At 73.9% G+C, this 18119-nt stretch carries 18 protein-coding genes; 7 read left to right on the plus strand and 11 right to left on the minus strand.

Features of this window, described 5'->3' with window-relative positions; genetic code table 11:
* The first annotated feature begins 36 nt into the window (after positions 1–36).
* The gene (locus AMK19_RS00660) at positions 37–849 is read left to right on the plus strand and encodes a maleylpyruvate isomerase family mycothiol-dependent enzyme (RefSeq protein ID WP_073807188.1); all 813 of its coding nucleotides are present in this window, start codon (positions 37–39) and stop codon (positions 847–849) included.
* A 63-nt stretch (positions 850–912) separates the two neighbouring features.
* Here the strand turns inward: AMK19_RS00660 and AMK19_RS00665 are convergent, their stop codons facing one another.
* The 3 genes from AMK19_RS00665 to AMK19_RS00675 form a co-directional block, all read right to left on the minus strand.
* On the minus strand, positions 913–1773 hold the full coding sequence (locus tag AMK19_RS00665; protein WP_073807190.1) for a DUF3152 domain-containing protein: 861 nt from the start codon (positions 1771–1773) through the stop codon (positions 913–915).
* Between the two features lie 119 nt (positions 1774–1892).
* Positions 1893–2606: a hypothetical protein gene (locus AMK19_RS00670; protein WP_073807191.1), complete on the minus strand. Its 714-nt coding sequence runs from the start codon at positions 2604–2606 to the stop codon at positions 1893–1895.
* Between the two features lie 44 nt (positions 2607–2650).
* Positions 2651–3514, minus strand: coding sequence for a nucleic acid/nucleotide deaminase domain-containing protein (locus AMK19_RS00675; RefSeq protein WP_073807193.1), 864 nt, complete (start codon positions 3512–3514; stop codon positions 2651–2653).
* Between the two features lie 125 nt (positions 3515–3639).
* Here AMK19_RS00675 and AMK19_RS00680 point away from each other — a divergent pair, with 125 nt between their 5' ends.
* Together AMK19_RS00680 and AMK19_RS00685 are read left to right on the plus strand one after the other, a co-directional pair.
* Positions 3640–4620, plus strand: a complete 981-nt coding sequence (locus AMK19_RS00680) for a nucleic acid/nucleotide deaminase domain-containing protein (RefSeq protein WP_073807195.1) — start codon at positions 3640–3642, stop codon at positions 4618–4620.
* A 61-nt stretch (positions 4621–4681) separates the two neighbouring features.
* On the plus strand, positions 4682–5260 hold the full coding sequence (locus AMK19_RS00685) for an SUKH-4 family immunity protein (RefSeq protein ID WP_143200000.1): 579 nt from the start codon (positions 4682–4684) through the stop codon (positions 5258–5260).
* 21 nt (positions 5261–5281) lie between these two features.
* Here AMK19_RS00685 and AMK19_RS00690 read toward each other — a convergent pair whose 3' ends face one another.
* Positions 5282–6067, minus strand: coding sequence for a WXG100 family type VII secretion target (locus tag AMK19_RS00690; RefSeq protein WP_073807198.1), 786 nt, complete (start codon positions 6065–6067; stop codon positions 5282–5284).
* 154 nt (positions 6068–6221) lie between these two features.
* Here AMK19_RS00690 and AMK19_RS00695 point away from each other — a divergent pair, with 154 nt between their 5' ends.
* Positions 6222–8024 carry a hypothetical protein gene (locus AMK19_RS00695; protein WP_073807200.1) on the plus strand — a complete coding sequence of 601 codons (1803 nt, stop codon included), beginning with the start codon at positions 6222–6224 and terminating at the stop codon, positions 8022–8024.
* A gap of 55 nt (positions 8025–8079) precedes the next feature.
* Here the strand turns inward: AMK19_RS00695 and AMK19_RS00700 are convergent, their stop codons facing one another.
* Both AMK19_RS00700 and fbaA read right to left on the minus strand, forming a co-directional pair.
* Positions 8080–8499 carry a DUF3151 domain-containing protein gene (locus AMK19_RS00700; protein WP_073808251.1) on the minus strand — a complete coding sequence of 140 codons (420 nt, stop codon included), beginning with the start codon at positions 8497–8499 and terminating at the stop codon, positions 8080–8082.
* Positions 8500–8597: 98 nt separating this feature from the next.
* On the minus strand, positions 8598–9620 hold the full coding sequence (gene fbaA / locus AMK19_RS00705) for a class II fructose-bisphosphate aldolase (RefSeq protein ID WP_073807201.1): 1023 nt from the start codon (positions 9618–9620) through the stop codon (positions 8598–8600).
* A 263-nt stretch (positions 9621–9883) separates the two neighbouring features.
* Between fbaA and AMK19_RS00710 the strand changes: the two genes are divergently transcribed.
* Positions 9884–10603 (plus strand): DedA family protein, encoded by a 720-nt coding sequence (locus AMK19_RS00710; protein WP_241844182.1) that lies wholly within the window; start codon positions 9884–9886, stop codon positions 10601–10603.
* 137 nt (positions 10604–10740) lie between these two features.
* On the opposite strand, the gene pyrE is transcribed toward AMK19_RS00710, so the two are convergent.
* The 5 genes from pyrE to AMK19_RS00735 form a co-directional block, all read right to left on the minus strand.
* Positions 10741–11277 carry an orotate phosphoribosyltransferase gene (pyrE, locus tag AMK19_RS00715; RefSeq protein ID WP_043915296.1) on the minus strand — a complete coding sequence of 179 codons (537 nt, stop codon included), beginning with the start codon at positions 11275–11277 and terminating at the stop codon, positions 10741–10743.
* A gap of 29 nt (positions 11278–11306) precedes the next feature.
* A complete protein-coding gene (locus AMK19_RS00720) occupies positions 11307–12170 on the minus strand; it encodes a CoxG family protein (RefSeq protein ID WP_083646410.1) in 864 nt (287 codons plus the stop codon).
* A gap of 114 nt (positions 12171–12284) precedes the next feature.
* Entirely contained in the window at positions 12285–13943 is a 1659-nt protein-coding gene (locus AMK19_RS00725) for a hypothetical protein (RefSeq protein ID WP_083646411.1), read from the minus strand.
* A 79-nt stretch (positions 13944–14022) separates the two neighbouring features.
* A complete protein-coding gene (locus AMK19_RS00730; RefSeq protein WP_073807204.1) occupies positions 14023–14664 on the minus strand; it encodes a DUF2617 family protein in 642 nt (213 codons plus the stop codon).
* A gap of 381 nt (positions 14665–15045) precedes the next feature.
* Positions 15046–16206 carry a pyridoxal phosphate-dependent aminotransferase gene (locus AMK19_RS00735; RefSeq protein ID WP_073807205.1) on the minus strand — a complete coding sequence of 387 codons (1161 nt, stop codon included), beginning with the start codon at positions 16204–16206 and terminating at the stop codon, positions 15046–15048.
* A 198-nt stretch (positions 16207–16404) separates the two neighbouring features.
* Here AMK19_RS00735 and AMK19_RS00740 point away from each other — a divergent pair, with 198 nt between their 5' ends.
* Both AMK19_RS00740 and AMK19_RS00745 read left to right on the plus strand, forming a co-directional pair.
* A complete protein-coding gene (locus tag AMK19_RS00740) occupies positions 16405–16920 on the plus strand; it encodes a hypothetical protein (protein WP_073807207.1) in 516 nt (171 codons plus the stop codon).
* Between the two features lie 18 nt (positions 16921–16938).
* A complete protein-coding gene (locus AMK19_RS00745) occupies positions 16939–18039 on the plus strand; it encodes a peptidase (protein ID WP_198953148.1) in 1101 nt (366 codons plus the stop codon).
* Positions 18040–18119 lie beyond the last annotated feature (80 nt).

The raw sequence follows: 18119 nt of genomic DNA on the forward strand, positions 1-18119 counted from the left end.
CCGGACCGGCCGCCCGCCTTTTTGTACGCTGCGGGCATGCCGACTGTGAAGCCCCGAACCTACGACCCGGTGAAGGTGCGCGCCGCGCTCACCGGGCAGCTCGACGCGATCGCCGCCGCCGTCCGGGAGTTGGACGACGAGCAGCTCGCCCTGCCGACCCGACTGGAGGGCTGGCGGGTGCGTGAACTCGTCGCCCACCTCGGGATGGTGGCCAGCTGGGTGCCGCTGCACCTGCACGACCCGCTGCCGCCGCAGGCCCCGATCACGCCGCTGTACTGGGCGTCGCGGACCCGCACCGCGGCGGCCGCGATCAGCTCCACGGCGGTGGAGCTGGTGGCCGAGCAGTTCGCCGGGGACGCCGCCCAGGTGTCCGGTGAACTCGACCGGCAGTTCGGCGAGTTGTGGAAGGCCCTGGACAGCGAGGAGGGCCGCGAGCCCGGTCGGGTCATCCTGATGCGCTTCGGCCCGATCCTGCTGGCCGACTTCCTGGTGACCCGGCTGGTGGAGACGGTGGTGCACGCCGACGACCTGGCGGACGCGCTGGGCCTGGCGGCCTTCCCGCACGACCGCTTCGCGCTGGCCTCCGCGACCCGGCTGCTCGCCGACGCCTTCGCCGTCCAAGTGCCGGGCGGTTCGGTCGAGTTGCGCATCCCTCCGCACGCCGTGGTGCAGGCCGTCGAGGGCCCCCGGCACACCCGCGGCACCCCGCCGAACGTGGTCGAGACCGACCCGCTGAGCTGGATCCGGCTGGCCACCGGCCGCCTCGCCTGGGCCGACGCGCTGGACGCCACGCTCAGCGCGAGCGGCGAGCGCAGCGACCTGTCCGGCTACCTGCCGGTGCTGGGCTGAGCGCGGCGTCCGGCGCGTCGGGCAGTCCGACGGAGGTGCGGGGGCGTACGGGCGGCCGGGTCATCAGGGCACCGAAGGGCCCTTGAGATAGCTGCCGTTGGCGTCGTAGGGCCAGGCGTTGGCGGTGCAGCCGTTCAGGCCGTAGATCTGCTGCATCATCGCGGGGGCGGGTTTGCCCGGGCCGGGGCAGCCCTCGTGGCCGTGGCCGATCCGGTGGCCGACCTCGTGGTTGACGATCAGCGCCCGGTAGTCGTCCAGGCTGCCGTCGAACTGGGGCGAACCCGTCAGCCAGCGCTTGGAGTTGACCACCACCTGCTTGCCGACGTCGCAGTTCACCTCGCCCCTGGTGTCCAGTCCGCCCGCGCCGCAGAGCTTGTCGGTGGTGTCGGGCGAGGCGATGATGACGGTGAAGTCGTAGGTGCCGGAGGAGACCAGCTTGAAGCTGTTGCGCTTGTCGGAGATCCAACTGCGCTTGTCGCCCAGCACCTTGTGGATCTCGTCGGCGGCGGCCTTCGGATCGATGTTGATGCCGTCCTCGACCTGGACCTGGTAGCGGCGCACGGTGCCGCCGGTGCCCACCGTGCCGCCGGTGGCGGCGGCGGTGCTGAGACTGCCGCTGCCGTGCTGGACGATCTGCGTGTCGTTCTTGGGCGGGTCGCTCTTCGGGGCCTCGGTCTGCGGCGGGGCGCTGCTCTCCGCGGACTTGGCGGGCTCGGGGGAGTCGCTGACCGGGGGGACGGGCCGGGCCTGGGCGGTGGATCCGGTGTCCTGCGGCTGCCCGCCGGCCGGGCCGAACCGGGAGAATCCGGCCACGCCGAGCACGATCAGCGCCGCAGTGCCGCCCAGCGCCAGGGCCAGCCGGCGGCGGCGCGAACGGGCGCGGCGACGGGCGGACCTGCCGGGTGACCTGCGGGCTGCGGGCATCTGGTTTCCCTTGGAGCGACGACAGTTGCGGGTGTGCGGTCCGGTGGCCCGTTTCGCACGCTTGTGCTGCATCGTGAACATACGCAGTATGGCCGCGGTTGGTTCCCTCGAACGGGGTCTCAGCCGTGGATTCGGCCCTGGAGGTGCTCCAGCGCCTTGGCCATCGGCTCCCCGGTCAGGGCCGGGTCGGCCGGGCCCGCGTCGCCCTGGGAGAGCAGCAGCACCAGGTCGCCGTCGCCCTTGAGCGGCACCCGGGCGATCGCGGCGAGCCCGCCGCCGGGCAGCAGCACCGGCTTGCCGCCGGGCTTCGGCCGGCCGGTGACCACCGCGCCGAGCTGGTCGACGGTCAGCTGCCCGGTGCGCTGGAGGGTCGGCAGCAGCACGCTCACCCCGACGTCGCTCAGCGGTACGGCCTCCAGGTCGAGCCGGACGGTGGCGGTGCCGGCCGTCCAGGTGCAGGTCACCCAGGCGTGCGGCGGGAGGCCGGGCGCGGAGGCGGTGCTCGGCGACGGGCTGATGCCGGACGGCCACCGGTAGGGCGGGGTGCCGTCGCCGAGCTCGCCCTCGACCGCCTTCGCGTCCTCGGCGCCCGGGGTGACGGGCCGGTCGATCCCGGCGGCCTGGAGCGCGGTGGCCAGCCCGTCCAGGCCGAACGGGCAGGCGGTGGACGGCTGTTGGCGGATCTGCTCGGCGGTGGAGCGCACCTTGGCGTAGGAGAGGCCGGCGCCGGAACTGTCGTCCGAGCAGGCGGCCGCCCCGAGGGCGACGGCCGCAGCGGCAGGCAGGGCGAGCAGCCGACGGGCGCCCGGGCCGGATATGCGGTCAGCGGTCACCGGCCCAGGCTATGCCCTTGCCGCACACGGAAGTTGAGGCCGAGTCAGCCTCGTTCGGTGAGCGCCTCAGCGAGTTCGCGGATGCCGGCCTCGCGCTCGGCGGCGGTGTCGCCGTAGTCGTAGCTGTGGGTGAACGCCGCCTCCGGGAAGGTGTCGGCCATCCACACCGAGCAGTAGTGGCCGGGCAGGAAGCAGGCCTGAAGCTCGGTGTAGATCTCCACGACCTGTTCGGGCTGGACGCCGAGGGCCAGGGCGCGGTGCCAGAGCGCCTCCTCGGCGTGCAGGGCGAGCGAGCCGCCGGCCGTGATGATCTGCGGCTCGCCCTTGGCGTCCAGGTACTTGAAGGAGGCGTAGCTCGGCACGCCCCGGGTGTGCCGGACGTCCTCCAGGACCCGGGGCCACCACAGTTCGTCGTCCTCGAAGGCGCGCAGGTCGGTGGCGCGCAGCCGGCTCTCCACGGCGGTGAACTCGGCGAAGACCTGGTCGGGCTGCTCGGCGGCGGCCAGTGCGGCCAGGCTGCGGTCGAGTTCGGCGAGCGAGGAGAGGAACGCCTCCAGGCTGGTGTTCACCAGCACGGACGGCTCCTCGAAGTCGACGAAGACCGACCAGACCCGGCCCTGCGGGTCCAGGCAGAGTTCGGAGCCCCGGTCGGTGCCGAGCCGGGCCCACTGCTCCTCGCCGTTGCGCGGGCCGGGCCGGTCCTGGCCGGCCGTGAGGTCGCCGAGGGCGAGCGCGTCCCCGGCGGAGGTGCGGAAGTAGGGGCCGACCTGGACGGGCAGACCGGTGGCGGCCAGCAGCTCGGCGGCTGCGGCGGGAACGGTCACCCGGGCGAACTCGGCAGCGTCCGGGCGGCGGAGGCCGGCGGGGCCGAAGCGGTCGAGCAGGCGCTGGGCGAGTTCTGCGGTCATGGCAGCAGTCTATGCGCGGGGCGTTCGGTCGGCGCCGGACCGGTCGCGGCCGGCGGATGGGTGCGATGATACGGCGAGCACCCCGAGCGGGTGTGCCAACTGCGGTGGGCGGGACGGGGGTTGATGTGAACGACATCGCGCACGACTACGACAACGTGGAACGGGCCGCGGCCGAGTTCGACAAGCTGCACGCGAAGCTGAGCGCCAAGAAGCACAAGGTCAACAACGGCCATGCGAAGGCGAGTTCGACCGGTCGCGGGGACGGTCTGGGCGAGGTGGTGGCCAAGGCCGCCTCCACCGCCCTGCAGAGCATCGAGAAGGCCCTGGACTCCCTGGCGGACCACGCCGACAAGGCCTCCAAGGGCCTGCTGAAGATGAACAAGAACCACCGCGAGAACGAGGAGCGCCTCGGCCAGGAGTTCCAGCGGATCGTCGCCAAGCACGACACCACCCCGGTCTACCTGCTCGGCGCCGACGGCAGGATCCAGCGGCTGCACAGCGACGGGAGCGCCCCGAAGCCGATCACCGGCCACGAACCGGGCATCCGGGACCTGCTGTCGCCCGACCCGAACGGGCCGGGCAACCTGACCACCGTCGGCCCGCCCAACGACCGCACGAAGTTCCCGTTCACGCCCAAGCGGCGCCCCAAGGAGGGCCGCCCGCAGGTTCCGTCGACCAAGATCGACCCCGGCAGCTCCGAGTTGGCCCGCGCCACCCAGCGCGCCCGGCGGGCGACCAACCAGTACGGCGGCGGCGTCGAGGAGAACCCGAGCGCCAACTACGCGGCCTTCCACTACGACAACGGCACCGGGAACCCGGTCATCGTGGTGGCCCAGAGCATCCCCCGCAGCTCCCACTCCGAGATCGTGCTCGGCCTGCCCTTCCTGCGCAAAGGCCTGCAGGACAACGTCGACGCGGTCTACACCGAGCGCCAGCCCTGCCCGACCGGCAGCACCTGCGGGGCCTGGCTCAAGCAGTACTTCCCGAAGACCACCGACGTCACCCACAGCTTCGACTACAACGGCCAGGCCTCCTCGGACGGCAACGTCCAGCACAACCGCTATCTGATAAACCTGAAGCGCAGACACCAGCAGATCTACGGCTGAGCCGCGCCTGCCCGCACCACCGGGCCGGGCGGGGCCGTGGCGCACGGCGGGAGGCCCCGGGGTGGCAGTGACACGCGCGGAGATGGAGCGGGAGTTCGGGCCGGACGGGCTGGTCCGGCCCCCCGCGGAGCGGATCGCGGAGGCGGTGGCCGACCCCGGCGCGCGCGAGTTCCTGACCACCGTCGGGCTGCCGGCCGGCCGCACAGCGGTGTTCGAGGCGGAGGAGCACCTGGCCACCGGGCCGGTGCCGCTGCGCGAGCACGTCGGGGACTGGGCCTCGGCGGAGGACGAGTACCTGGACCTGTTCGGCCCCGGCGTCGGCTCCTGGCTGGTCCTCGGCGAACTCGCCACCGGCACGCTGGCGTTGAACGGCGCCACCGGCGGCGTCCACGCCGTCCCGCTGGACATCGCCGAGGACGGCCTGGACCGCCCGTACCACGCCGACCTGTCCTCGCTGGCCGCCTTCCTGCTGGCCTTCCAGCGCGAACTGCCGCACTACGACGAGGGCAGCGGGGCGGCGGAGCTGCGCGACTCGGTCGAACGGCTCACCGCCGAGCTGACCGCCCTGGAACCGCGCGCCATGGCCGAACCGGAGGGCGTCTGGCGGCTGCTGCTCGACGAGATCCGGTACGGCTCCTGACGGGACGTCCGGTGTTCCGGGTCAGCGTCCGCGCGGGTGCGGGGCGTTGCCGGACGGGGCCGCGCCGCCGTTGTTGACGGCGCCGGTGACCACGTTCTGGCCGAACTGCTCGGCGGAGCCCAGCGGGTCGGCGGCGTAGCCCTTCACCTGGTCGACGGACTGCTGCACACCGTCCTTGAAGCCCTGCTCGCCGGCCCGCGCCGTGCGGCCCAGGTCGATCCCGTGCTGGGCGCCGACCGCGTTCATCGTCAGCTGCACCACCAAGTCCTGCGCCATGCCCCCGAGGGCGGCGAACACCGGGCCCTCGACCAGCGACATCAGCTGCGACAGCAGCTGCTGCTCGGCCTCCTTGAGCAGGCGTTTGACGATGATCCGGGTGGCCTGGGTGGCGCCCACCGCGCCCGCCTCGGACAGCCCGAAGGTGAACGGCGCGGCTGCCTGCGCGGCGATCAACTCGGCGGCCATGATGACGAGTTGGGCGATCGCGGCGAGCTTCGCGCCGGTGATCACCAGCGCGGCGCCGTCCAGCCCGGTGGCGAACAGGTCCAGTGCCTTGCTCACCTGCGGCAGATGGGTGCCGACCACCTTGTCGAACTTCGCCTGGAACGCCTCCGCGGCCGGTCCCTGGTTCATCCCCATCAGGCTGCCGACCGCGCTGGACAGAACGTCCCGGTCCTCGGCGAGCGAGGAGGCGAGCTCACGGAGCTCGTCCGCCATCTCGCGGTACTCGTCCTCGTCCACGTTGGGCCAGTTCACGCCGATCAGGTCGAGCACCCAGGCGAGTTCACCCGGCAGTACGACACCCATGCGCTTCCCTTCCCCCGTCGTCCGGAACGACTATTCAGTCTGCACCGAGACCCGGTCAACTCCCTTGCCCCGGACGGATTCCCGATCGGTACGCTCCGACCGGGACAGTGCCGGGAACCGAAGTGACGAGAACCGAACGGAACGGGGCCAGGGAATGGACGAGCACCGGATACCACCGCTGCGCGCCGGCCGCAGAGCCGCCGGAGCGGCCCTGCTCGGCTGGCTGGGGGACCAGCGGGCGCCGCGCCTGTGCCGGATCTCCGGGTCGCCGGGCAGCGGCCGGACCCACCTGCTGGCCTGGCTGATCGCCGGCGGCACCGCCCCCGACACCCCGGTGGAACGGCGGATCAACGCCTTCCTGCCCGCCGACGGGTACGGCGTCCGGGCCGCGGTCTGGCAGCTCGGGCAGCAGCTGGACGTGCCGGCCCGCACCCCCGGGGAACTGCTCGACCGGCTGGCCGCCGACCCGCGGCGCACCGTGATCTGCGTCCCCGAGCTCGACCTGGCCCTCGACCCGGCCCGGCTGGTGGCCGAACTCCTCGACCCGCTCCTGGAGTTGCGGCACATCCGGCTGGCGGTCGAGGCCACCTCGGACCTCGTGTTCACCGCGGTCACCGGGCCCGCCGAACTCGACCTGGACGACCCCCGCTGGACCGACCGCGAACGCTGGGACGCCTGGTGCGAGCGCGAGGGCCTCGACCCGGCCGGGTACCCGAACCCCGGGCGGGCCCTGGGCGCCGAGCCGCCCCGGCCGCCCGCCTTCGCCGACCTGCTGGCCCGCGTCCCGCTCCGCCCTGACGGCGGGCCCGACCTCCCCGCCGCCGGGACGGAGCTGCTCACCGCCCTGTGGGCGGCGGCGGCCCGCACCGGCGACCTCGGCCCGCTGGCCGCCGACCCGCTGCTGTACGCGCTCGCCGAACCGGTCGCCGTCACCGTCGCCCTGGAGGGCGCGGCCCCGGGCACCGCCCCCGCCGCGCTGGACGCCGCCTGGCAGGCCGCCGGCCCCGCGCTGATCGACACCCCCCAGCCCGGCGTCCGGGCCCACCAACTCCGCGCCCGGCTGCTCGGCACCGACCCCACGGACCCGGCCGTGGCCGCCGCCGCGGCTTTCGCCGCCGACCGGCTCGGCACCGCCCCCGGCCGCTGGGCCGCCCGCTGGGTCCGCCGTCACCCCGGCGCGGCCGCCACCGCCCCCGGCGCCGGTCCGTACCGCGGCCAGTGGCTGCTCGCCGACGCGGGCGGCGCGGTGCACGCGCTCTCCCCGGCCGACGGCACGGTCGTCGGCCGGATCGCCGTCCCCGGCCCGAAACCGCTGCGCGACCTTGCCGCCACCCCCGGCGGCAGCCTGGTCCTGCTGGACGCCTGGGGCGGTCTCGACCTGGTCGCGCCCGGCCCGACCGCGCCCGGCCTCGACCCGACCGCGCCCGGCCTCGATCCGTACGCCCTGGACGAGGCGCTGGCCCGGTTGCGCGCCGCCGCCGACGGCGAACCGCTCGTGCTGGCCGCCGCCCCCGGCCTGCCGGACGCGGCCCCGGCCCTCGGCGACAGCGGCGGCGGCGTGCACTGGTACCGGGGCGGCGCAGTGCTGAGCGAGAAGCTGCACACCGGCCCGGTCACCGCGCTGGCCGCCGACGCGGCCGCTCCCGGCGTCCCGCTGCTGGCCAGCGGTGGCCTGGACGGTGCCGTCCGGCTCTGGGGGCCCGGCTCCGAGCCGATGCCCGAACCCGCCGACCGCCGCCGGTGCCCCGTCACCGCGCTCGCTCTCGGCAGCGGGCCGTCCGGGCTGCTGCTGGCCACCGCCTGGTCCGACGGGCTGATCCGGGTCCGGCGCCCGGAGCGGCCCGACAGCGTGCTCGACCTCCGCCTCGGCTCCCCGGCCGGCGGGCTGTCGCTGGTCGGCGACGTCCTGCTGGTGGGCCTCGACGAGGGCCCGCTCGCCCTCGACCTGCGGGACTGACGGGAACGGGCCGCCCCCACGATGGGGGCGGCCCGTCCGAGGTGCGGCGTTGCCGCTACTGCTTGAGTTCGGCGTACGCCTCGGCGCTGCTGTCCTTCAGGAACTGCCAGCAGCGGGCCTCCTCCTCGGTCTCGCCGATCGAGCCGGCGGCCCGGGCGAGCGCGGCCAGGCAGCGCAGGAAGCCGCGGTTGCCGCGGTGCTCCCACGGGACCGGGCCGTGTCCGTGCCAGCCGTTGCGGCGCAGCTGGTCCAGGCCGCGGTGGTAGCCGGTGCGGGCGTAGGCGTAGGACTCGACGGTCCGGCCGGACGCGAAGGAGTCGTCCGCGAGCATCGCCCAGGCCAGGCAGAACGTCGGGTACTCGGCCGCCACCTGGGTCGGGGAGGCGGACTCCTCGGCCAGCATCCGGTAAGGCTGCTCCTCCTCGGGCAGGAGGGTCGGCTCCGGTCCGTCGAGCAGGTTCTTGTGCATCTCCATGGTGTGCCAGTCTGCCACTCGGACGGCCGATGGTCGTCGCTTCCGGAAACGACGGTGCCCCGGACCCGGGCGGGTACGGGGCACCGTCGGTGCTGCGGTTACTTCATGCGCTTGCCGGCCGAGCGCAGCTGCTGCGCGGCCTCCAGCACGCGGGCGGCCATGCCGGCCTCGGCCAGCTTGCCCCAGGTGCGCGGGTCGTAGGTGTTCTTCTTGCCGACCTCGCCGTCGACCTTCAGCACGCCGTCGTAGTTGCGGAACATGTGGTCCACGACGGGGCGGGTGAAGGCGTACTGGGTGTCGGTGTCGAGGTTCATCTTGACCACGCCGTTCTCCAGCGCGATGCCGATCTCCTCCGCCGTGGAGCCGGAGCCGCCGTGGAAGACGAAGTCGAACGGGTCCTGCTTGCCGTACTGCTTGCCGATCTCGGCCTGCAGGTCGGCGAGCAGCTCCGGGCGGAGCACCACGTTGCCGGGCTTGTACACGCCGTGCACGTTGCCGAACGAGGCGGCCAGCAGGTAGCGGCCCTTCTCGCCCAGGCCGAGCGCCTCGGCGGTGCGGACCGCGTCGTTCACGGTGGTGTACAGCTCGTCGTTGATCTCGTGGGTGACGCCGTCCTCCTCGCCGCCGGTCGGGGTGATCTCGACCTCAAGGATGATCTTGGCGGCGGCGGCCTGGGCCAGCAGCTCCTGCGCGATGGCCAGGTTGTCGGCCAGGGTCTCGGCCGAGCCGTCCCACATGTGCGACTGGAACAGCGGGTTCTCGCCGCGGGCGACGCGCTCGGCGGAGACCGCCAGCAGCGGGCGGACGTAGCCGTCCAGCTTGTCCTTCGGGCAGTGGTCGGTGTGCAGGGCGACGGTGACGTCGTACTTGGCCGCGACGATGTGCGCGAACTCGGCCAGCGCGACGGCGCCGGTCACCATGTCCTTGCTGTGCTGGCCACCCAGGAACTCCGCACCACCGGTGGAGATCTGGATGATGCCGTCGCTCTCGGCCTCGGCGAAACCGCGCAGGGCGGCGTGCAGAGTCTGCGACGAGGTGACATTGATGGCCGGGTAGGCGAACTTGCCCGCCTTGGCCCGGTCGAGCATCTCGTTGTAGGCCTCGGGAGTTGCGATGGGCATGCGAATCCGCTCCTGTCGGTGTGGGGCGATCGGACGACGCTGTCCGAAGGCTCGGTACGCCTGTGGTTCACGACGGATGCGGTACGAGCTGAGGGTGGTTGCTCGACCGCGGGCCGGACACCTCGGTCATCTTCCCAGACTCGCCCCGCAGACACACCCAGCGGCCCGCCACTTGGGACGGCCGTCCGGGCGGGCCGTCCGGAGCGGGGTCCGCGGGCCGCCGAGTAAGGCATTCGCAAAGCAGTACGGGCTATCCTGCGCGCGTGGAACACATCCAGCTCGCCGTCAACGTCCTTGACGCCAAATCGCTCGTCGCCTCCGTCGGCGCCATCGGGATCCTGGCGATCATCTTCGCCGAGACCGGCCTGCTGGTCGGGTTCTTCTTCCCCGGTGACTCGATGCTCATCCTGGCCGGTGTCGCCGCCTCCAGTGCCGCCCCCGCGGTGCTCGGCGACGGCGCCCAGATGAACATCGGGGTGCTGCTGGTCGGCGCGCCGCTCTGCGCGATCGCCGGAGCCCAGCTCGGTCACCTGCTCGGCCGCAAGGTCGGCCCGAAGATGTTCGACAAGCCGAACTCGAAGATCTTCCGGCCCGAGTACGTGGAGAAGGCCGAGGAGTACTTCGAGAAGTTCGGCCCGGCCAAGGCCGTGATCCTGGCCCGCTTCATCCCGATCGTGCGGACCTTCCTCAACCCGGTGGCCGGCACCCTGCAGATGCCCGCCAAGACCTTCCTGGCCTGGAACGTGGTCGGCGGCGTGCTGTGGACCGAGTCCATGCTGCTGATCGGCTACTTCACCGGCGACCAGCTCGCCCCGGTGATCGACAAGTACCTGCTGCCCGCGATGGCGCTGATCATCCTGGTCTCGATCTCGCCGATCATCGTCGAGGTGGTGCGCGAGCGGAAGAAGAAGAAGGCCGGCGGCGCCACCGCCGAGGACCGGACCGCGGAGACCGTCGCCGGCGGCCGCCACCGCAAGCACTGAGCGCGCCCCGCGAGGGCTGAGCGCGCCCCGCGCGTGCCGACTCCGCCCCGCGCCCCGCGCCCCGCAGACAGTGCGAGAGGCCCCGACCACCCGAAGGTGGCCGGGGCCTCTCGCGTTGTTCCACGTGGAACCGGGGGTCACAGACCCAGGTCGTCCAGGGTGTACGCGGTGATGTACGGCAGGCCGGTCTCGGCGATCGCCGGGGCCGCGCCGCGCTCCACGATCACCGCGACGCCGACCACCTCGGCGCCCGCCTCGCGCAGCGCCTCCACCGCGGTCAGCACCGAGCCGCCGGTGGTCGAGGTGTCCTCCACCGCCAGCACCCGGCGGCCCTTCACGTCCGGGCCCTCGATGCGGCGCTGCAGGCCGTGCGCCTTGCCCGCCTTGCGGACCACGAAGGCGTCCAGCTTGCGGCCGCGGGCAGCCGCCGCGTGCAGCATCGCCGCGGCGACCGGGTCGGCGCCCAGGGTCAGGCCGCCCACCGCGTCGAATTCCAGGTCGGCGGCGGCGTCCAGCATCACCTTGCCGACCAGCGGGGCCGCCTCGGCGTCCAGGGTGATCCGGCGCAGGTCGACGTAGTAGTCGGCCTCGCGGCCGGAGGAGAGGGTGACCTTGCCGTGCACGACGGCCTTGTCCTTGATCTGCGCCAGCAGGGCGTCGCGGTCGTTGCTCATGGGCAGCAAGCTTAGTTGGGCCCCCCGGCTCAGCGCCGCCGCAGGGCCCTGACCAGCACCACCGCGCCGCCGAGCAGCGCCACCCCGCCGCCGATCACCCACGGCAGCGCGCTGCGCTCGCCGCCTCCGCCGGGCAGCAGGGCCGGCTCCACGCCGCCCCAGCGGGTGGCCGCGCGGGCCCGCGCGCTGTGCGCGGGCGGGGCGGGCGCGTACCGGCCGTGCGGCGGGGCGTGGTCCACCTCCTCGGCGGAGCGGCCGACGATGCTGCGCCGTACCGGGGCGCTCTCCTGCTCGAACGCCGCCTCCGGGCGCGGCACCGGCACCGGCTCGGGCAGGTCGTCCTCGCTGAAGGCGATCAGGTCGGAGAGGTCGTCGTCCAGGTCGGGGCCCTGCGCGCGCTCGTCCAGGAAGACCACGGTGGCGCCGTCCGCCGGGTCGTCCTCGGCGTCCTCGCCGGGGTCGGACAGCTCGGCGACCAGGGCCGCCGCCGCCCGGTCGATCAGTCGGCGGCCGGCCGTCTCCAGCGCCGGTGCATCGAAGCCCGCGAGCCGGCCGGAGGCGGTCAGCGCGGTCGTGAAGCACATCACGGTCTCGCCCGGCTGCTCCCGCAGGGTGATCCGCAGCTCGGCGGTGACGGGTGCCGCGCCGCGGATCTCCTCGCCGGTCAGCCGCAGGCGCAGCGCGCCGTCCTGCCAGTCGTCCACGGACATCCGGCCGGCGAAGGTGATGGTGGAGCCCGCGATCCGGACCCGGAGCCGGCTGTCCGCCGCCGAGGGGGCGGACGTGGACGCGACCGCGCTCAGCCCCGGTACGCAGCGGGCCACCAGTTCGCGGTCCAGCAGCGCTTCCCGGACCACCTCGGCGGGCACCGGGACGACAACCTCATGCTCCATACCGGCGAGCCTACCGACCGGCCGCCGTCGTGCCGAGCCCCGCACCCGAAGCGGGGCCGGGAGTGCCGCGAACGGGCGCACGGCGGACGGTCGTTCGCTGTGCGCCCGGTCGGTTCAGGGGCCGATCAGCGAGTGCGGCGGGGGCAGCGGCGACGGCCGGTGGGCGGACAGCCGGGCCGCCGTGCCGCGCAGCACGTCGACGGTGAACGAGCGCGGCGCGGGCGCGTCCGGGGCCAGTGCCAGCGCGGGCGCGGCGTGGCCGGCCAGCAGGAACGCCGGGGCGGGCCCGGCCTGCCCGCAGTCCTCGGCATCCGGGGCGACGCCCTGGTACGGGACGGCGTCCAGCCCGGCGGCGGCCAGCCCCGCCGCGGAGCTCCACAGCACGCCGTCCGGGGCGCCGCCGCGCACCGCCAGCCGGCCGTTCGGGCCGAGCCGCCGGGCGGCCAGGCCGTAGAACTCGCGCGAGCGGTACTTGCCGTGCGCGGCCTCGTCGTCCAGGTCGGAGACGATCACGTCGAACTGGTCGGGGGTGCTGCGCAGCCAGCCCATCGGCTCGGCGGTCACCAGCCGTACCCGGGGGTCGTCCCAGGCGTGCTCGGTCAGCGCGTCGTAGGCGCCGTCCCGGTGGGCCAGCGCGGAGAGCTCCGGGTCGCGCTCGACCACCAGGACGTTGCGTACCGCCGGGTGCCGCAGCACCTCGCGCAGCGCCAGGCCGTCGCCGCCGAGGACCAGGACCCGGGCGCTGGGGCCGCCGGCCAGCGCGGGACGGACCAGTGCCTCGTGCTCGCGGTACTCGTCGGGGCCGCAGACGGCGAGCCGGCCGTCCAGGAAGAGCTTCAGCGGGGTGCGGGACCCGGTGTCGGGCGGGCCGCCGGTGAGGACGATCTCCTGGTAGCGGCTCTGCGCGACCAGCCGGATCGGCCCGCCGTACAGGGCGTGCCGGGCTGCGCGCTCCAGGGCGCCGGTGCAGGCGGCGGCCAGCCCGAGGGCGGCGAGCACCAGGCCGCAGCCGGTCCACAGCAGCAGGCGGGCGCGCGGGGTGGGTTCGGCGCGGAACAGCCAGAGCACCACCACCGCCCCGGCGACGGCGTTCACGGCACCGGTGACCAGCGCGCCGGCGGCCTGCCCGAGTGCGGGCAGCAGGACGAACGGGAAGGCCAGGCCGCCGATCAGCGCGCCCACGTAGTCGGCGGCGAACAGGTCGGCGACGGCCCGGCCGGCGTGCTCCCGGCGGATCCGCTGGATCAGCGTCATCAGCAGCGGGATCTCGGCGCCGATCAGCAGTCCGATCAGCACGGTGGCGGCGATCAGCGCGATCAGCGTGGCGTGCGGTTGGCGCAGCCAGGCCCAGCCGCAGTACAGGGCGAGTGCGGACAGGCCGCCGGTCAGCGACAGCGCGAACTCGACCAGGGCGAAGGAGGTGGCGGGGCGGCGGGTGAGGCCCTTGGCGAGCAGCGAGCCGATGCCCATCGCGAAGACCATCACGGAGAGCACCACGGAGGTCTGGGTGACGGAGTCGCCGAGCAGGTAGCCGCCGAGCGCGACCAGTTCGAGTTCGTACACCAGGCCGCAGGCCGCGCAGACGAACGCGGCCAGCAGTACCAGGATCCGGGCCGGACGGGCGGGCAGGGCGAGCGGTATGGCGCCGCCGGCCCGGACCGCGCCGCCGAGGCCCGCGGTGCGGGGGGCGGTGGGCCGGAGTGCGGCCGTCGGCGGGAGAGCGGGGGCGTCCGGAGCGGGCTGCGCGGACCGTCCGACCGGATGGTTGATCATGAAATGAACGCTAGGCGAGAGCCCGGGTGAGTGGCTGCGCCCAATCGGGGGACTGCGGGCGGTCTCCGGTTGACGGTGGTCACCACCCGGACTGCGGTTCCGGGCCGCCGTCCCCGTGCCGGGCGGCCGGGCCGAGATGGGCGCTCCGGCCGCCCCGCCCGGGGCGGCCGCCGACGGCCTCCACGGTGCGGCGCAGCGAGAGCGAGGAGCGGGTGCAGACCAGGCGGCCCTCCTGCGGGTAGGCGTGCCAGGTGCGCCAGTGCACCCGGCGCTCCCCGCAGTGGGCGACCAGGGCGGTGAAGGCGCTCGGGTCGCCGGGGAAGATCCCGGCGAGCGCCCGCGGGTGCCCCTCGACCAGGGCCAGCAGCTCCTGGGCACGGGCCGCGAACACGTGCGGCGGCAGCTCCTCGATCCGGGCGGCGAACTCGTACTCCCAGCCGGCCACCTGCTCGGCGACCCGGGCGGGCAGCGGGGTGCGGCGACCGGGCAGACAGGCCACCGTCTCCAGACAGTCGCCCTGGGCGCCTCCCGCCAGGACGACCTGGTGGGAGGCGCCCAGCAGGCGCAGCTGCAGGGTGCCGCCGAGGGCATCGGTCCGGCCGGCGCCGTCGTCGAGTTTCAGGTCACGGACGGCCAGCGCGGGCAGGGGGTCGCCGCCCAGTTGCCAGGCCAGGTCGCCGGCGCGGGTGTCCGTGTAGGAGGTCTGCAAGGTGGTGAGCATGCTCGGCTCCGCGTTTCAGCTCCGTACGCGCCCCAACGGCCGGAGTCCATCCCTCAGTGCGTGAGGCTGTTCGAGACTGTCCGATCCGGGGCGCGGCCGACCGTGGAAGGAAGGATTCCGGCTGGAGATTCAGCAGCAGAGAAGCACGAATTCTCCGGGTCCGTCAGGGATTTACCCATGTTTGGCACTCATTCACCGTTCTGAGGCCTGTGCCCGACTGGGTGTGATCGGTCCCGGGTTGGACTCTGTCCGGTGAGCGCCCCTACGCCGGTCTTGCGCGCCGTGCACTCCTGGAGCGCACTCGAAGCCACCGGCGTCCTGACACGCCAGGACGCCCGGCGGCGTCCCTCCGGCCGCCGGGCGCCCCGTCCGCTGCGACGGTTACCGGCCGCGCAGCCGCTCGACGGCCTCCCGCAGCACGGACTCCCGCTTGCAGAAGGCGAAGCGGACCTGGCTGCGCCCGATGTCGGTGTTGTCGTAGAACACCGCGTTGGGAATCGCCACCACCCCGCAGCGGGCGGGGAGTTCGCGGCAGAACTCGATGCCGTCCTTCTCACCGAGCGGGGTGATGTCGGTGGTGATGAAGTACGTGCCCTGCGGTTCGAACACCCGGAAGCCGGCGTCGGCCAGTCCGGTGGCCAACAGGTCGCGCTTGCGGCGCAGTTCGGCGCGGAAGTCGTCGTAGTACGCGTCGGGCAGGCGCAGTGCCTCGGCGACCGCGTACTGGAACGGACCGGCCGAGACGTACGTCAGGTACTGCTTGGCGGTGCGGACGGCGGCGACCAGCTCGGGGGAGCCGGTGACCCAGCCGACCTTCCAGCCGGTGAACGAGAAGGTCTTGCCGGCCGAGGAGATCGCGACGGTGCGCTCGCGCATCCCGGGGAGGGCAGCGAGGGGGTGGTGGGCGCCGGTGAACACCAGGTGCTCGTAGACCTCGTCGGTGATCACCAACAGGTCGTGCTCGACGGCGAGTTCGGCGATTGCGGCGAGTTCCTCGGCGGTCAGCACGGTGCCGGTCGGGTTGTGCGGGGTGTTGATCAGCAGCAGCCGGGTGCGCGGGGTGATCAGCGAACGCAGCTCGTCCAGGTCGGGCCGGAACGCGGGCTGGCGGAGCGTCAGCGGGACGCGGACCGCGCCGGCCATCGCGATGCAGGCCGCGTAGGAGTCGTAGAACGGCTCGAAGGCGATCACCTCGTCGCCGGGCTCCAGCAGCGCGAGCAGCGCGGCGGCGATGGCCTCGGTGGCGCCCGCGGTGACGAGGACCTCGCGGTCCGGGTCGTAGCTCAGCCCGTAGAAGCGCTGCTGGTGCTCGGCGACGGCGGCCCGCAGCTCCGGAATGCCCGGCCCGGGCGGGTACTGGTTGCCGCGCCCGTCCCGCAGCGCCCGCACCGCCGCCTCCCGGACCTCCTCCGGCCCGTCGGTGTCCGGGAACCCCTGTCCGAGATTGATCGAGCCGGTGGCGGTGGCCAGGGCGGACATCTCCGCGAAGATCGTCGTCCCCATGCCCGCCAGTCGGCGGTTCAGCAGCGGCCTTGCACCCATTGCGGCTCCTCGCGAGTTGTGTTCGGCCAATCCTGCGACGGGCGCCGGTCGCGGACAAGCGATCCGATCCGGCCGCAGTGCGGTGGTCCCGATGGCGGAGCAGGTCGTGGGCCGGGTTGCGGGCGCGGGCCGCACTCGATTGTCTGACGATGCGTCATTCGGCTTGTCCGTCGTTGGGGGGCTACTTCAGGAGTCATCGTGCGTGTGCGCATCCTGTCCGTCGCGGCCGTGTCCGCCGCTCTCGTCCTGGTTCAGCCGGGCCTCGCCACCGGTGAGGACGATCCCTCGACCACCGTCACGTTCGTCGTCACCTCGGGCGCCCTGTCGCTGTCGGTGCCGGTGGCCGCCGATCTCGGCTCGGGGGCGCCCGGCACCACCGTCAGCGCGCCGATCGGGCCGTGCACCGTCGTCGACGACCGGGCGCTGCTGTCGGCGTCCTGGACGGTGACCGCGTCGGAGACGGACTTCGCGAACGGGGCGTCGACGATTCCCGCCACCGACGCGGACTACTCGGTCGGGTCGGTGACCACCACCGGCGTCATCACCGTCACCCCGACCAACGTGACGCTGTCCAACTCCCCGCAGACGGTGCTCACCGGGACGGAGGGGGTCGGCGACAGCACCGCGACCTGGGACCCGACCGTCACCGTGCACGTGCCGCCCAGTGCGGTCAGCGGGCTCTACACCGGAACGCTGACCCAGTCCGTTGCCTGACGCGATGAAGGGGAGGCGATGAAGGTGATGCGCCGCTACGTGGTGCCGCTGCTGGCGCTGGCCGCCGTCCAGGCGGTCGGGGTGCTGCCGGCGGCGGCGGACGGGATGCCCACGCCGGTGCCCGGTCCGGTGGAGCCGGTCGAGCCGGTGGAGCCGATGGAGCCGATGGAGCCCGCGCCCGCACCGTCCGCAGAGGCGAGCCCGGGGACGCGGACCGTCGGCATCAAGCTGCTCGACGCCCCGGAGGACCGCCGGGCCGACCCCCGGGCGCAGGCGTACATCGTCGACCACCTCGCGCCCGGCGCGACCATCGAGCGGCGGGTGGAGGTCAGCAACCGGTCGTCCGAGCCGATGCACGTCGACGTCTACGCGGCGGCGGCCGGGATCACGAAGGGGCAGTTCGCGTTCGCGCCGGACCGCACCCCGAACGAGCTGACCGGCTGGACCTCGCTCGACGCCTCGGGACTCGACCTGGCCGCCCACGAGTCGGCGCAGGTGCGCGCCGTGATCCGAGTGCCCGGGGACGCCGCGGCCGGCGAGCGGTACGGCGTGATCTGGGCGCAGACCGGTCCGTCCCCCGACCGTGCGCACAACCTGAAGCTCCTGGGCCGGGTGGGCGTGCGGATGTACGTCGACGTCGGCCCGGGCGGTGAGCCGGCGTCGAACTTCGAGATCGAGCAGGTCACCCCGGCGCGGGGCCGGGACGGGCGGGCGGAGCTGCACGCCCGGGTCCACAACACGGGCGGACGGGCCCTGGACGTCGGCGGGGCGCTCGCGCTCCTGGACGGGCCGGGCGGGCTGCGGGCCGGGCCGTTCTCGGCGAAGACCGGCACCACGCTGGCCCCGGGCGAGCGCGGGGAGGCGGTCGTCCCGCTGGACCCGCGGCTGCCGGACGGCCCGTGGACGGTGCGGCTCACGCTCCGCAGCGGCCTGGTGGAGCACGCCGCGGACGCCACCGTCACCTTCCCGGCGGCTCCCGGCGGCACCGGGCAGGCGGTCACCGCGTCGGCCGCCGAGCCGGAAAGCCTGCCCACGTCGGTGGTCGGCGGGCTGTCCGCGGTCGGTCTCGCCGCCGGGAGTCTGCTGTTCCTCAGGTACCGCCGCCGGAGCCGCCGTTGACGGTTCGGGGAGGCGAGGCGGAGCCGAGGGCCGTGGCCCTCGGCTTCGCTCCTTGTCCAAACGGATCGTCGGGTCGCGGC

Origin of the sequence: Kitasatospora sp. CB01950, assembly GCF_001905465.1 — a bacterium.
Taxonomy (GTDB): Bacteria; Actinomycetota; Actinomycetes; order Streptomycetales; family Streptomycetaceae; genus Kitasatospora.

Excerpts from the sequence above, each read along its gene's own strand:
- AMK19_RS00660 (WP_073807188.1), top strand. The coding sequence starts at position 37 with ATGCCGACTGTGAAGCCCCGAACCTACGACCCGGTGAAGGTGCGCGCC.
- AMK19_RS00665 (WP_073807190.1), bottom strand. The coding sequence starts at position 1,773 with ATGCCCGCAGCCCGCAGGTCACCCGGCAGGTCCGCCCGTCGCCGCGCC.
- AMK19_RS00675 (WP_073807193.1), bottom strand. The coding sequence starts at position 3,514 with ATGACCGCAGAACTCGCCCAGCGCCTGCTCGACCGCTTCGGCCCCGCC.
- AMK19_RS00690 (WP_073807198.1), bottom strand. The coding sequence starts at position 6,067 with ATGGGTGTCGTACTGCCGGGTGAACTCGCCTGGGTGCTCGACCTGATC.
- AMK19_RS00695 (WP_073807200.1), top strand. The coding sequence starts at position 6,222 with ATGGACGAGCACCGGATACCACCGCTGCGCGCCGGCCGCAGAGCCGCC.
- AMK19_RS00700 (WP_073808251.1), bottom strand. The coding sequence starts at position 8,499 with ATGGAGATGCACAAGAACCTGCTCGACGGACCGGAGCCGACCCTCCTG.
- fbaA (WP_073807201.1), bottom strand. The coding sequence starts at position 9,620 with ATGCCCATCGCAACTCCCGAGGCCTACAACGAGATGCTCGACCGGGCC.
- pyrE (WP_043915296.1), bottom strand. The coding sequence starts at position 11,277 with ATGAGCAACGACCGCGACGCCCTGCTGGCGCAGATCAAGGACAAGGCC.
- AMK19_RS00720 (WP_083646410.1), bottom strand. The coding sequence starts at position 12,170 with ATGGAGCATGAGGTTGTCGTCCCGGTGCCCGCCGAGGTGGTCCGGGAA.
- AMK19_RS00725 (WP_083646411.1), bottom strand. The coding sequence starts at position 13,943 with ATGATCAACCATCCGGTCGGACGGTCCGCGCAGCCCGCTCCGGACGCC.
- AMK19_RS00730 (WP_073807204.1), bottom strand. The coding sequence starts at position 14,664 with ATGCTCACCACCTTGCAGACCTCCTACACGGACACCCGCGCCGGCGAC.
- AMK19_RS00735 (WP_073807205.1), bottom strand. The coding sequence starts at position 16,206 with ATGGGTGCAAGGCCGCTGCTGAACCGCCGACTGGCGGGCATGGGGACG.
- AMK19_RS00745 (WP_198953148.1), top strand. The coding sequence starts at position 16,939 with ATGAAGGTGATGCGCCGCTACGTGGTGCCGCTGCTGGCGCTGGCCGCC.